Origin of the sequence: Dokdonella sp., assembly GCF_036518555.1 — a bacterium.
Classification (GTDB): Bacteria; Pseudomonadota; Gammaproteobacteria; order Xanthomonadales; family Rhodanobacteraceae; genus Dokdonella_A.
In genome coordinates this window covers 1-13,293 of the sequence record NZ_DATDMY010000256.1, presented here as the reverse complement: position 1 = coordinate 13,293, position 13,293 = coordinate 1, and the positions used below count along the sequence as shown (strand labels likewise).

Here is a 13,293-nt window from a genome sequence, read left to right as displayed (position 1 = left end):
CGTCACGCTGTCGTCGGGCGCGATGCGGATGAACGCGTTCGGCGACACCGGCGGCTTCGCCGCGGGCGCCGGCTCCGCGGCGAATGCGCGTCGCGCCGCAAGTGGGACGACGCACGCGACGACGAGGCCCGCAGCCGCGGATTTCACGAACGCTCGACGGCTGAGCCCGCTCGCGCGCGGCGTCAGAGAAGCCGCATCGGCGGACGCGAGCGGAACCGGAATCGGCATGCCTTCACGCCACATGGCCGCCCTCCTTCGAGGCGAGCTCGGCAGCGCGGTGGACCGCGCCGCGGATGCGCTGGTAGGTGCCGCAGCGGCAGAGGTTCCCGGCGAGCGCGCTGTCGATGTCGGCATCGCTCGGCGACGCCTTCTGCGCGATCAGCGCCGCGGCGCTCATGATCTGCCCCGACTGGCAGTAGCCGCATTGCACGACGTCGAGCTCCTGCCATGCGCGCTGCACCGGATGCGTGCCATCCTTCGACAGGCCTTCGATCGTCGTGATCGACTTGCCCGCGGCGGCGACCGCCGGCACCACGCACGAACGGATCGCCTGGCCGTCGAGATGGACCGTGCACGCGCCGCACTGGGCGACGCCGCAACCGAACTTCGTACCGGTCATGCCGAGGACGTCGCGCAGCACCCAGAGCAGGGGCATGTCGCTGGGCACGTCGACCTCGTGCGGCTGGCCATTGACGACAAGGTTCATCGGCGTCTCCGGAACGGGGCGGGGCATTCAGGCTACTCCCGCCTCGCGCCGCCCGCCAGCCGATTGCAGGATCGGACAAGAACCGCGCACGAACGGGCAATGTGGCGCACCCGCAGCGCGGAAGGCAGCCTGCCGTCTCGACGGGGCGCTGCGCCGCGAAACGCCCGAAGACCTGCCTGCCGTCAGCGCGGTCGCGCGAGATCGTCCGGCGTGTCGAGATCGAGCGCGAGGTCCGGCGCGGCGACCGCGACGACATCGCTCGCGCGTGCCCGCAGCAAGGCGCGCGCGCCGACATCGCCGCGCAGTCGCACGAGGTCGTCGAACCATGCGCGCGGCAGCAGCGCCGGTACGCCGCGCACGCCCGCGTACTCGCTCGCACACGCGCGCGTGGGCGCCGCGCGCCAGGCCGTGCACAAGGCGCGCAGGTGCGCGCCGTCGAGCGCGGGCTGGTCGGTCAGCGCGACGAGCGCGCCGTCGCAATCGGGCAAGGCGGCAATGCCTGCGCGCAAGGAAGCGGCGAGGCCCTCCGCATGATCGCGGGCGACGACCCGCTGCAGCGGCAGGTCGGCGATGCAGGATTCCAGGGCGAGCGCATCGTGCCCGAGCACGACCAGGAGCGTGCGTGGCGACGTCTCGAGCAGCGCGCGGGCCGCGCGTCGCAGCAGCGGCTCGCCATCGATCTCGATCAGTTGCTTGGCGCGGCCGAGACGCGTCGATGCCCCCGCCGCGAGCAGGATCGCAGCGTGCACGGCTTCACGTCGGGCGTGCCGCACGCGCGAACTCCTGCTGCATCTCGGCGACGATCGCGAGCGCGATCGCCTCGGCGCCTTCGCCGCCGAGGCGCAGGCCGATCGGCGCGCGCAGCCGGGGCAGCAGGGCATCGCGGGCGTCGCCGATCTCGGCGAGCAGCTCGTCGCGCCGGGCCGCCGGACCGAGCAGGCCGATGTAGCGGATCGCGGTCCCTGCGAGCGCGCGCAGGCAGCGTGCATCGAGATCGAGGTTGTGGTTCATCACGAGCGCGGCGTCGAAACGCGCGCCCTCGAGCAGCGCGGCGAGGCCGTCCGGCCCGTCACGGTACTCGGCGTCGACGCCGCTGCCCGCGGCGAAACGCAGCCATCGTTCGCGATGATCGGCGAGTTCGACGCGCCACCCGAGCAACCGCGCGTGCACGAGCAGAGGACGCGTCTCGGGACCCGCGCCGAGGAGCAGCACGCGCGGTGCCGGAGCGATGCGCACGCGTCGGTCCGTCGCGACGGCGTCGCCGTGGTCGTCGGCGCCGCCGCGCTCGTCGAAGCGGTGACGTTCGTCGCCGGCACGTGCCTCGCCGCTGCCGAGCCGCTCCCCGCTGCCGACGAGGTCGAGCACGAGCTCGGCGCCGCGCGCGTCGGCCGCACGCAGGGCGCGCCGAAGCGGAGCGACGCTCGCGGGCAACGGCAGCAGCAGCACGTCGATCGAGCCGCCGCAGCCGGTGCCGGAGCCGAACACGCGGTCCTCGTCGCCGCTCGTGTCGAAACGAACCGCCTGCGCGCTGCCATTGGCGAGCACGTCACGCGCACGCGCCTCGAGCTCCGCCTCGAGGCACCCGCCCGACAGCGCGCCGACGCGCACCCCGGCCGCATCGAGCAGGACGAGCGCACCCGGCTTGCGATACGTGGAGCCGTTGCTGCCCACGACGACGCACAGCACGCCGTCGCGGCGCGTGGCGGCGAGCGCCTCGACGCCGGCGACGAGCGCTCTCAGGCCGCCGAGCGGCGGCAACGCGGGCGATTCGATGTCGATCGGCATGCAGGGACGATCCAGGGAGCGCCCATCATAGCGATGCCTCCCGCGTGCGGGGCGCAAACCACGTCACGGCGTCGTCATCGCTCGACGACCTGCCGGCCGAGCAGGCGCGCGAGCCACGGACGCCGCGCGAGCACGTTGCCGAGCCGCTCGACCTTGAGCCCGACCTTGCGTACGCCGTCGTCGTCGAGTTCGCGCGCGACGAGGCTCACCGGCCCGAGCCGCACGCGATCGCCGACTTCGATCGTGTGTTCGAAGCGCCGCGCGAAATGTTCGGCGAGCGTGAGCGGCGCGTCGCGCGCGCGGACCGGCACCGCATAGAACTCGGCGATATCGGCGAGCCGCACGTCGGCGTCGAAGCTGAACTCGCCGAACATCTCGCGCTCCGCCTCGCGCGCCTCCTCCGGTGGCGCGAACAGCCAGTCGAGCCGATACACGCGCCCGGGCGGTGCGAGCAGGTAGGCATAGTCGCCGCCGACGAGCGGCCCCGACGCATCGGGCATGAGGATCACGCCGCCGCGCACGACCATCGCGAGCTGTGCCCAACCCGGCAGCCGCGCGCCGTCGAGGATCGCCGCGCCGGGCGCGACGGAGTAGCCGACCATTTCGCGCTCGAGCGACCCGGGCAGGTCGAGTTCGACGCGCCGTACGGCGCGATCGCGATGCGGCAGCGCGACGTCGAGCAGGCGGGCGGCGAGGCCGAGCGTCCAGCCCTGCACGAGCAGCGACGCGAGCACGACGATGAAGGCGACGTTGAACACGAGCTGCGCGCTCGGCAATTTCATCAGCATCGGGATCGACGCGAGGAAGATGCCGACCGCGCCGCGCAGCCCGACCCAGGCGATGAACGCGATTTCGCGCTTGCCGTAGCGGAACGGCGCAAGGCAGAGCGACACCGCGAGTGGCCGGCCGACGAGCATGAGGAATGCGGCGACGCCGAGCGCAGGCAGCAGCGCGGGGCCCAGTGCGTGCGGTGTCGCGAGCAGCCCGAGCACGAGGAACATCGCGATCTGGCACAACCACGTGCCCGCGTCGAGCACCGACAGCAGGTTGGCGAAGCCCGGCACGTTGCGGTTGCCGACGACGACGCCCGCGATGTAGACCGCGAGGAACGCGCTGCCGTGCAGCCAGCCGGTCACGCCGAACACGAACAGCGCGGCGACGACGAGGAACAGCGCGGCGAGGCCCCCCGACAGCGGCAGCTTGCGCAACGCGGCGGCGATCGCGAAGCCGCCGAGCAGGCCGCCGAGCGCGCCGATGCCGAATTGCAGCGCGAGCTCGCGCACGATCTCGCCGGCGGCGATGCCGCCCGGCGCGGCGAGGTACTGGGCGAGCAGCGTCGTCAGCAGCACGGCGACCGGATCGTTCGCGCTCGATTCGATCTCGAGCGTCGCGCCGACGCGCGAGCGCAACTGCAAACCGCCCGCGCGCAGCAGGAAGAACACGGCGGCCGCGTCCGTCGACGCGACCACTGATCCGAGCAGGAGCGCCTGCACCGGATCGAGGTCGAGCAGCACGCGTGCGGCGAGGCTCGTCAGCGCCGCCGTCACGACCACGCCGACGGTCGCGAGCAGCAGGGTCGGCGCGGAAACGCCGCGGAAACTCTCGCGCCGCGTGCGCAGGCCGCCGTCGAACAGGATCACCGCGAGCGCGAGCGAGCCGATGCCGTAGGTCGCGCCGACATCGTCGAAATGGATGCCGCCGGGGCCGTCGACACCCGCGAGCATGCCGACGACGAGGAAGACGAGCAGCAGCGGCGCGCCGAAACGGCGCGCGACCAGGCTCGAACCGATGCCGACGAGGATCAGTGCGGAGGCGGCGGCGAGCAGCCAGTACGTGTTGTGGATCGCATTCATTCGTCGGAGTCCCGACGACGATCATAGCGGTCGGCACGCGGCGATGCGGGTGCGCGCACTTCAGCCGCCGAAGCGGCGGTACTGGATCGCCTCGGCGAGATGCGGGGCATCGATACGCGCGCTGCCGGCAAGGTCGGCGAGCGTGCGCGCGACGCGCAGCACGCGGTGGTAGGCACGCGCGGACAGTCCGAGCCGTTCGACCGCGCGGTCGAGCAGCGCATGCAGGCTTGCGTCGAGCGTGCAGTCGCGTTCGACCTCGCGATTGCCGAGGCATGCGTTCGGCTTGCCCGCGCGCTCCAGCTGGCGCTCGCGCGCGGCCGCGACGCGCGCGCGAACGGCCGCGCTGCCTTCGCCGCCGACACCGTCGCGCAGATCGGCGAGCGCGACGCGCGGCACCTCGATCTTGAGGTCGATGCGGTCGAGCAGTGGCCCCGACAGGCGCGCGCGATAGCGTGCGATCGCATCGGGCGTGCAGCGGCAGCGGCCCGACGCGTCGCCCGCATAGCCACAGGGGCACGGGTTCATCGCGGCCACGAGCTGGAATCGCGCCGGGAACTCGGCCTGCCGCGCCGCGCGCGAGATCGATATGCGACCCGATTCGAGCGGTTCGCGAAGCACCTCGAGCACGTGGCGATCGAACTCGACGATCTCGTCGAGGAACAGCACACCATGATGCGCGAGCGAGATCTCGCCCGGGCGCGGCACCGTGCCGCCGCCGACGAGCGCCGCGGCCGACGCGGTATGGTGCGGCGCGCGGAACGCGCGCTGCTTCCAGTTCGCTACGTCGGTGTCGTGACCGGCGACCGAGCGTACCGCGGCGAGCTCGAGCGCCTCCTGCTCGTCGAGCGGCGGCAGGATGCCGGGCAGGCGGCTCGCGAGCATCGTCTTGCCCGTGCCCGGGGGTCCGACCAGCAGCAGGTTGTGGGCGCCCGCGGCGGCGACCTCGAGCGCACGGCGGGCGAGCGGCTGGCCGCGCACGTCGGAAAGGCAGGGCCCCGCGCCCGCGACCGACTCGATGGCGCCCGTGCTGCCGGCGCGCGGCAGGTCGATGCGGCCGGAAAGGTGGGCGCAGACGTCGAGCAGCGAACGCGCCACTCTCACATCGGCGCCTTCGACGAGCGCGGCCTCATGTGCATTGTCGCGCGGCACGATCACGCGGTGCCCATGCCGGGTCGCCTGCAGCACGGCCGGCAGGACACCGTGCACGGCGCGCAGTTCTCCCGAGAGCGCGAGTTCGCCGATGAACTCGCAGTCATCGAGTGCACCGCGCGGGATGCCGCCGTTCGCGGCGAGCACGCCGAGTGCGATCGGCAGGTCGAACCGGCCGCCGTCCTTGGGCAGGTCCGCCGGCGCGAGGTTCACGGTCACCCTGCGTTGCGGATACTCGAGCTGCGCGTTGAGGATCGCCGCGCGCACGCGGTCGCGTGCCTCCTTCACGGTCGTTTCCGGCAGGCCGACGATCGAGGTGCCCGGAAGGCCGCCGGAAAGATGGACTTCGCACGACACGAGCGGCGCGGCGATACCGATCTGCGCGCGGCTGTAGACGACCGCGAGGCTCATGCGCGCACGCGCATGCGGGGAAAAAGGCCCGCTGTCCGCGCCGTGGGGTGAACTGCAGCGGGCAGCGGGCGTCCCGGGAAATCCGATCGGCGTTCCATGCGTGCGGCCTCCAGCCGCGGGCGGGCACCCGCGTCGCCGCCGCGGCGGCGCGTCCTTGCGAGGGGGCGGATCGGCGCGGCCGGCGCGAGCGCCCGCCGCGGAGACGTCAGTGCTTCGGCGCGGGGTCCGGCGCGAGGTTCGGCTCGAGGCTGCGTTCGAGCGCGAGCACCTGCTGCTCGAGTTCCTCGATCTTCTCGCGCGTGCGCAGCAGCACGCAGCGTTGGACGTCGAACTCCTCGCGCGTCACGAGGTCGAGGTCGCGCAGGCCGGCCTGCAGTGCGCTGCGGAAGCTTGCCGTGAGATCGGCGCGCGCTTCGTCGAGACCGGGCGGCACGAGCGCCGCGAGGCGCCGTGCAAGCGAGTCGATGGCTTGGACGTGGATCATGCGTTCACCTGGCATGCTGATGAGACCATACATCGTAGCGGGCAATCCGCAGCCTGTACCGGCCGTTCGGATCCGGTGCGCTCCCCCTTCCGTGCGGGCGACCGGCGACGAACGCAGTGTTCGCCGCCGGCCGGAGCCTCCCTGCGGCGCCGATCCGTCGGCGCAACCTCCCCGCGTCAGGCAGTCTAGGTCGGCGACACGGGTTCGCCATCCGCGGAATTCGGATTGCGCTGTAGGAAATTTCCCATCGGTCGATCGGCTATAGTCGCCGGCGCAAGGCAATCACCGGGAGACCGCGATGCAGATGGTCATGGCGATCATCAAGCCGTTCAAGCTCGACGACGTGCGCGAAGCGCTCGCCGAGATCGGCGTGCAAGGCATCACGGTGACCGAAGTGCGCGGGTTCGGGCGCCAGAAGGGCCATACCGAACTCTATCGCGGCGCCGAGTACGTGGTCGACTTCCTGCCCAAGATCAAGCTCGAGGTCGCGGTCGCGAACGACCAGCTCGAGCGTGTCGTGGAAGCGATCAGCCAGGCTGCGAACACGGGCAAGATCGGCGACGGCAAGATCTTCGTCTGGCAGCTCGACCGCATCGTGCGCATCCGCACCGGCGAACTCGACGCCGACGCACTCTGAGGCGCGCCGCGTCCGTCGCCTGGTCGGTCCGATGCGCCGGCCGTCGCCGGTGCCGGGCCGGCGACGGCATCACGCCGCGCCGGCGCCGCTCTCGTCATCGATGAACGCGATGTCTTCCGCGACACGCGCCTGCGCACGGGCGCCGACGACCCGGTCGCGACCGCCGCACTTGGCGCGATAGAGCGCCGCGTCCGCGAAGGTGACGACCTGGTCGACGCTGTGGCGGCGTGGTGCGCATGGGTCGAACGGAAACGCGGCCCACCCGATCGAGCAGGTCACCGGCACCGTCGCTGCGCCGACCGTGAACGGCGTCGCGGTGATCGCGTCGCGCACGCGCAGCGCCGAAGCGAACGCGCGCTCGCGCTCGGCGTCGCGCAGGACGACCAGGAACTCCTCGCCGCCCCAGCGCAGCGCGACGTCGCCGCTGCGCAGCAGCGCGCGCACGCGCCGTGCGAACTCGACCAGCACGGCATCGCCCGCGGCGTGGCCGAGCGCGTCGTTGATGCGCTTGAAGTGGTCGACGTCGGCGAGGATGAAGATGAGATCGGCCGAGCGCTCGCCACGTGCGGCCCGGCGGATCGCCCGCTCGCATTCGGGCGGCAGCTCGAGGCCGAAGTAGCGGCGATTCCACAAGCCGGTGAGCGGATCGGTCAGCGACGCGTGCGCGAGCCGCCGGTTCGCTTCGGCGAGCGCGCGCGTGCGTTCGGCGACTTCGCGCTCGAGCGCGTGCGCACGCGCGGCGAACGCGCGCGCGCGCAGTCGTCCCGCGCAGAGGCCGAGCAGGATCATCGCCGCGGCGTAGAGCAGGACTGCCCACGGCCGGCGCCACCAGGGCGCATGCACGCGGAATGCGCGCGAAACCGGACCGCTTTCGACGCCGTCGGCCGCGCGCGCCCACGCGCGGAACTCGTAGTGGCCCGGCGGCAGCCGGCTGTAGCTGCGATGCGCGCGGTCGTTCCATTCGCCGGGCTCGGCTTCGAGCCCGACCAGCTGCGTGCGGTAGCGCGTGCGGTAGTCGCGCTGGTAGGCGAGCAGGCTGAGTTCGAACGCGACGTTGCCGGCGGCCTCGTCGAGGTCGGCATCGCCGTCGAGCACCCGACCGCCGCCTTCCTCCCGCGCGGACAGGATGCGCAAGGGTCGGGGGGCGGCCGGCGGCCGTTCGGCCGCGGGATCGTAGAGCGCCACGCCTTCGATCGTGCCGCCCCACAGGCGACCTTGCGCGTCGACGAGCGATGCACGCGTGAATTCGAGATCGGGCAAGCCGTCGGCGAGGTCGAAGCGCTCGACGCCTGCGTCGGCGGGGCCGCGGTCATCGCCCGGCAGGCGCAGCACGCCATGGGCGCCGAACAGGTACATCCGGCCCGACGCATCGAACTGCAGCTGGTAGACCGACGACGCGCTCGCTGGCTCCGGCAGCGCACGTCGCGTACACGCGAAGCCGCGATCGAGGTCGACGCGCAGGATGCCGTCGAACGTCGCCACCCACAGCGCGTGCTCGCGCCCCGGCGCCCCGCGCTCGCGCAGGTCGAACACCGCCGTCTCGCCGGCGCAGCCGAGTCGACGCCAGTTGCCGTCGTGCGCGTGGTAGAGGCCGTGCTCGGACGCCGCCCACAGCCTCGTCGTGCCATCCGCGTCGCGCGTGTCGCGCAGCGCCCGCACGAAGAAGTCGGGGGGTGCCGCGGGCACGTGCTCCCGCTCCATGTGGTCGCCGCTCACACGCGCGATGCCGCGTCGCGTGCCGAGCCAGAGCGTGTCCGCGCCATCGTCGCCGTGCAGCAGGTGCAGGTCGACGACGGCGTCGTCGGGCAGCGCCGAATTCGCGCTCGTGTACGCGCGCACGCCGTCGCGCGCGACGCGGAGCAGGCCTTCCCGCGTCGCGACCCAGAGATGGTCACCGTCGCGCACGACGTCGAACACCTCGCTGCGCGCATACCGCGGCGGCAGCCACGGCCGCCATCCATCGCCGTCGCGGCGCACGCTGCCGCCGCCCGTGCCGATCCACACGGCCTGCTCGCCGTCGAGGAAGCGCGTTTCGCCGAGGCCGACCACGACGCGGTTCGGCAGGCCGTCGCGCTCGACGAACGCGGACCACATCTGCGGTTCGCCGCGCAGTACGCCACTGTGGCCCGAGCCGAGCCACAGCACGGGCTGGTCGGCGTCGGTGACGAGTGCGGTATTGATCGCGTTCTCGGGCAGTCCGTTCGCGGTCGTCGTGCGCCGCCATCGCCCGTCGTCGTCGAATTCGGCCAGCCCGGCCGTCGCGAGCGTCGCGACGAGACGCCTGCCGCCGCCGACACCCGGCAGGCGCACGAAGCCGTTCGCGCCGCCTGGAAAACCCGACGCACCTGCGTAGACGACGAGCGTCGCGCCGGAGAGGCGCGCGACGCCCGCGGTGGTCGCGACCCCGAGGTCGCGACCGTTCGCACCGCCCCATTCGGCGAGCGCGGCTACGGCATCGTCGGGCAACCCGTCCGCGCTCGCGAGGCGCCACGAGGCCAGGCGCGGCGCAGCGTCGACGCCATCGATGCGCAGGACACCCGAATCGCGCGTGCCGACGTAGAGCGATGCGGTGTCCGCCTCGCGCGTGCGCAGCAGGCTGCGCACGTGCATTCCCCGCGCGGCGCCGAGCGCGCGGCAGGCATCGGCGTCGCAGCGCTCGACGCCGGCCTCGGTGCCGACCCAGACGGCGTCCGCGTCCGCCTCGACGCAGGTGACGCCACTCGACGCGGACGCGAGCGCGCGGCGCTCGAGCCGACCGTCTCGATAGGCATAAAGGCCGGCCGTGTCGGTGCCGACCCAGACCGTCCCGTCCGCGGTGGACGCGAGCGCAGTCACGTAGGGCGGCCGCGCGGAAGCGGCGGCCGGGAACGGCACGTCGTTCCAGTGCCTGCCGTCGTAGCGCGCGAGGCCTTCCTCGGTACCCGCGTAGACGAACCCTTCGCGATCCTGCGCGAGCGCCGTCACCCAGTTGCGCGGTACGCCTTCGCGGGTCGCGTAGCGCCGGTAGCTCTGCCAACGCAGCGACGGATCCTGCGTCGGCAGGGGACCCTCGACGACCGCGATCGACGCGGCGACGCTGTCCGGACCGGACGCGAGCACGAGCACGAGCGCCACGATGCCGATGCCGCGCTCGACCGAAGACAGCCAGGCGCGGCGCGAACGTCGACGGGTTGGCAACATCGGACAGAGGATCGTGATCTCCCACTCGAAAATGGCGGACGCAGTGCCCGGCCGCGCGCCGTCAGCGCAGCAGGATCCAGGCTCCGAGCGCCGCGAACAACAACGCTGCGCCGATGCGGGCGGCGCGCAGCGGCAACCGTGCCGCGAAGCGCGCGCCGAGCCACACGACGGGAACGTTTGCAAGCAGCATGCCGAGCGTGCTCCCGGCGACGACCTGCCAGAGCGGCGTGTACTGCGCCGCGAGCACGACCGTCGCGACCTGGGTCTTGTCGCCCATCTCGGCGAGGAAGAACGCGACGAGCGTGGCCACGAGCACGCCGTGGCCGCGGCCGCGTTCGGCTTCGGCATCGTCGGCGGTATCCGGCTTGAGCGTCCACAGCGCGACCGCGAAGAAACTCGCGGCGACGATCCAGCGCAGCGACTGCGGCGACAGCCAGTGCGCGACGAGCGCACCGAGCGACCCCGCGAGCGCATGATTGACGAGTGTCGCGAGCAGGATGCCGACGCAGATCGGCCACGGTCGGCGGTATTTGGCGGCGAGGATCAGCGACAGCAGTTGCGTCTTGTCGCCGATCTCGGCGATCGCCACCGCGGCAGTCGAAACGAGCAGGGTCTGCATGGGAACTCCGGGGCCGGGACGTGGACGCGATGGCACGCGCACGCAGTCCCGGCCCGGGTGCTGCCTGCACGAACCAAAGGTCTTGCCGAAGGTCCCGTGGAACCCCGCGCGCGCCATGGCCTGCCGGCCAAGTGTGTTGACGCGCGCCGCAGAAGCGCGGCTACTCCCCGATGGAGCACGCGCAGTGTCGCGGCGCAGGCGCGGGGCGACCAGCCCGCGCCTGCGCCGGCCCGTCAGTCGAAGCCGTCGGCGAACACCGCATCGCCGCCGCTGCCGACGCGCATCGTCACGGGTATGGCGATCGTCGAAGCCGCGCTCGGCGTGGCCGCGAGGCAGATCGACCCGCCGTACACGCCGTCCGCTTCGGCCGTGGCATCGAAGGTCGCCTGCAGCGGCGACAGCGCGTCGGCATCGATGTGCCCCGCGGCGGGCGCGAGCGCGAGCCAGTCGACCGGCGCCGCATTCGCTCCGCAGGGGTCGCTCGCGAGCGTGTCGAGCTCGAGGATCAGGTGGACCCAATCGAAACCGATCTCCGGATACGCGAGCGGCTCGTCGATGCCGCAGTCGTGCGCGGCCCAGTACGCGGGCGCGCTTTCGCCGTCGCTGTTGCCACCCGGGTAGAAGGTGTTGCCCGCGGCCACGCCCGACGGGACGTGGATTTCGGCGACGAGCACCGCGTCGCCGGCGACGTGCAGCGGCGCATCGAACGTGACGCTGATGCGCTGCAGGGCCGAGTCCGCGACCTCGACGGTCTTCTCCGCGAGCAGCTCGAGGTTCGCGAACGCGAGCTCGCCGTGCAGCGCGTGCACGCGCACCGTGACCGGCTGCGAACCCGTCGACGACATCGCCGAATCGACCGCGAACGTCACGCCGCGCACGACCGTCTCGCCCGCGGGCACGCCGCGCGAAGCGAGGTCGAAGCGGCGCAGGTAGCGGTTGTCGAGCGAATAGCCGGTCGGCGGGTTGATGCAGGCGAAGCTCGTGTTCTGCGTCGGCGTCGGGCTCGTGGTCTGCACGAGCGGTACCGGCGACGGCAGCGCGGGATCGCCGCCCGTGCGCACGGTCCAGTCGGTCGCCGCAGCACCGGTATTGAGCAGGTCGAGCGCGAGCGCGGCGCTCTGTCCCGACGCGAGTTCGGCGATCGGCGTGGCCGGATCGATGCCGAGGCACGGCAGCAGCGCGCGCAGGTCGACGTCGGCCGGCGTCTCGCTGCCCGCGGCGACCGTGTAGTCCTGCGTCACCGGCCGATGGCCAGGCGCCTCGATCGTCAGCGTGAATGGGCCGCGCGCGGCCTCGACCCAGTAGCGGAATGCGCCGTCGGCGTCGCTCGTCGTCGACCAGTCCCCACCGGTCGCGGCATGGATCGCGATCGTCGCTCCGGCGAGCGCCTGCGGCTGCGCGTCGCAGGCGCCGAGGCTGCGCACGTGCCCGGCCAGCGCGCCGTAGTTCGCGGGTGCGGTCACGGTCATCGTCGCTTCGACGTCGCCGAACGGCCACTCGTAAGGCGTGTCTTCGGCGATACGGATCGGCATTCGATACGTGCCCGGCTGCGCGACCGTGCGCGCATCGAACGCGATGTCGAGCGCGCGACTCTCGCCGGCCGCGAGCGTGCCGTGGTCGGGTGTGGCGGCGAGCCACGTGCTCGCGTTGATCGTCTCGAACAGATGCACCTGGTCGACGACGACCGAACCCCATGGCGGCGTGCCCGTGTAGTGGAAGCGCACGCGCACGTCGGAGGCGCCCGCGAACGCGCTGAGGTCGAGTTCGATCAGCGCGCCGGGACCGCTGCCGTTGTTCTCGCGCGTCTCGCTGTGGACGGTGGTCCAGCTCGCGCCACCGTCGGCGGACGCGTCGATGTCGAGCCGCGGCACGTTGTCGGCGCCTTCGAACAGGGACAGGAAGAAGCCGACCGACGCGGTGTGGCTCGCGGACAGGTCGAGCGGCGGCGACACCAGCGCGGTGTCGGACGCATCCCCGCCCCAGCACGGGTAGAGATCGACCATCGCCGCGCGCCCGTCGCCGCCCGCCGTGTTCGCGGCCTGCATCGGATCGAGTGCGCTCCACGCGCAGCCGCCGCCGACATTGACGACGCTCCAGCCGTCCGGCGGGAAGACGGTGCCTTCGAAGTGCTCCTCGATCGCGACCCCCTCGAGGCCGAACAGCAGCGGGGCCGTGCCGCTGTTGTCGATCGTGAGCGATGCGTGCGCGAGGCTGCCGAGTTCGACGTTCGCCGCGGGCGCCGCCGGATACAGGCGCAGGCGGCCCGCAGGCAGGGCGAGGTCGGCGCGCACGCTCGCGCCGTTCGCGACCGTCGCCGTCAGCGTCGCATCGCCGTAGCCCACGGGCTGGCGCCCGCGCGTCGCGGTCACCGTCGGCGTCCCGCTCGGCGCGTACGCGGCGAAGAAGCCGCTGCCGACGCCCGGGTCGTCGCTGCGCCACGTCGCGACGGCCGCACCGCCTGCGACGCTC

The 13,293-nt window shown here is 72.7% G+C and carries 10 protein-coding genes and 1 riboswitch; of the genes, 1 reads left to right on the top strand and 9 read right to left on the bottom strand.

Going from position 1 to position 13,293, the window contains the following annotated elements; translation table 11 throughout:
* Positions 1-232: 232 nt before the first annotated feature.
* The 6 genes from VI238_RS14025 to ubiK all read right to left on the bottom strand — a co-directional run bounded on the left by VI238_RS14025 (position 233) and on the right by ubiK (position 6,388).
* On the bottom strand, positions 233-733 hold the full coding sequence (locus tag VI238_RS14025) for a (2Fe-2S)-binding protein (protein ID WP_331652417.1): 501 nt from the start codon (positions 731-733) through the stop codon (positions 233-235).
* 155 nt (positions 734-888) lie between these two features.
* Entirely contained in the window at positions 889-1,455 is a 567-nt protein-coding gene (locus VI238_RS14020) for a nucleotidyltransferase family protein (RefSeq protein WP_331652415.1), read from the bottom strand.
* Between the two features lie 4 nt (positions 1,456-1,459).
* Positions 1,460-2,491 carry an XdhC family protein gene (locus VI238_RS14015; RefSeq protein ID WP_331652414.1) on the bottom strand — a complete coding sequence of 344 codons (1,032 nt, stop codon included), beginning with the start codon at positions 2,489-2,491 and terminating at the stop codon, positions 1,460-1,462.
* 74 nt (positions 2,492-2,565) lie between these two features.
* Positions 2,566-4,344 carry a potassium/proton antiporter gene (locus VI238_RS14010; RefSeq protein ID WP_331652412.1) on the bottom strand — a complete coding sequence of 593 codons (1,779 nt, stop codon included), beginning with the start codon at positions 4,342-4,344 and terminating at the stop codon, positions 2,566-2,568.
* 60 nt (positions 4,345-4,404) lie between these two features.
* Entirely contained in the window at positions 4,405-5,904 is a 1,500-nt protein-coding gene (locus VI238_RS14005; RefSeq protein WP_331652410.1) for a YifB family Mg chelatase-like AAA ATPase, read from the bottom strand.
* A gap of 205 nt (positions 5,905-6,109) precedes the next feature.
* A complete protein-coding gene (ubiK, locus tag VI238_RS14000) occupies positions 6,110-6,388 on the bottom strand; it encodes a ubiquinone biosynthesis accessory factor UbiK (protein WP_331652408.1) in 279 nt (92 codons plus the stop codon).
* 298 nt (positions 6,389-6,686) lie between these two features.
* Here ubiK and glnK point away from each other — a divergent pair, with 298 nt between their 5' ends.
* Complete coding sequence (gene glnK, locus VI238_RS13995) at positions 6,687-7,025, top strand: P-II family nitrogen regulator (RefSeq protein WP_331652406.1); 339 nt, start codon at positions 6,687-6,689, stop codon at positions 7,023-7,025.
* A 69-nt stretch (positions 7,026-7,094) separates the two neighbouring features.
* Here glnK and VI238_RS13990 read toward each other — a convergent pair whose 3' ends face one another.
* The 3 genes from VI238_RS13990 to VI238_RS13980 form a co-directional block, all read right to left on the bottom strand.
* Complete coding sequence (locus tag VI238_RS13990) at positions 7,095-10,205, bottom strand: diguanylate cyclase (protein WP_331652404.1); 3,111 nt, start codon at positions 10,203-10,205, stop codon at positions 7,095-7,097.
* A 61-nt stretch (positions 10,206-10,266) separates the two neighbouring features.
* Entirely contained in the window at positions 10,267-10,824 is a 558-nt protein-coding gene (locus tag VI238_RS13985; protein WP_331652402.1) for a TMEM165/GDT1 family protein, read from the bottom strand.
* 88 nt (positions 10,825-10,912) lie between these two features.
* Positions 10,913-10,997, bottom strand: a riboswitch (yybP-ykoY riboswitch).
* A gap of 60 nt (positions 10,998-11,057) precedes the next feature.
* Positions 11,058-13,293: carboxypeptidase regulatory-like domain-containing protein (locus VI238_RS13980; RefSeq protein WP_331652400.1), on the bottom strand; the 2,236-nt coding region annotated here is incomplete at its 5' end.

Bases quoted from the DNA above. Each gene is read 5' to 3' on its own strand.
- VI238_RS14025 (WP_331652417.1), bottom strand. From the start codon at position 733: ATGCCCCGCCCCGTTCCGGAGACGCCGATGAACCTTGTCGTCAATGGC.
- VI238_RS14015 (WP_331652414.1), bottom strand. From the start codon at position 2,491: ATGCCGATCGACATCGAATCGCCCGCGTTGCCGCCGCTCGGCGGCCTG.
- VI238_RS14010 (WP_331652412.1), bottom strand. From the start codon at position 4,344: ATGAATGCGATCCACAACACGTACTGGCTGCTCGCCGCCGCCTCCGCA.
- VI238_RS14005 (WP_331652410.1), bottom strand. From the start codon at position 5,904: ATGAGCCTCGCGGTCGTCTACAGCCGCGCGCAGATCGGTATCGCCGCG.
- ubiK (WP_331652408.1), bottom strand. From the start codon at position 6,388: ATGATCCACGTCCAAGCCATCGACTCGCTTGCACGGCGCCTCGCGGCG.
- glnK (WP_331652406.1), top strand. From the start codon at position 6,687: ATGCAGATGGTCATGGCGATCATCAAGCCGTTCAAGCTCGACGACGTG.
- VI238_RS13990 (WP_331652404.1), bottom strand. From the start codon at position 10,205: ATGTTGCCAACCCGTCGACGTTCGCGCCGCGCCTGGCTGTCTTCGGTC.
- VI238_RS13985 (WP_331652402.1), bottom strand. From the start codon at position 10,824: ATGCAGACCCTGCTCGTTTCGACTGCCGCGGTGGCGATCGCCGAGATC.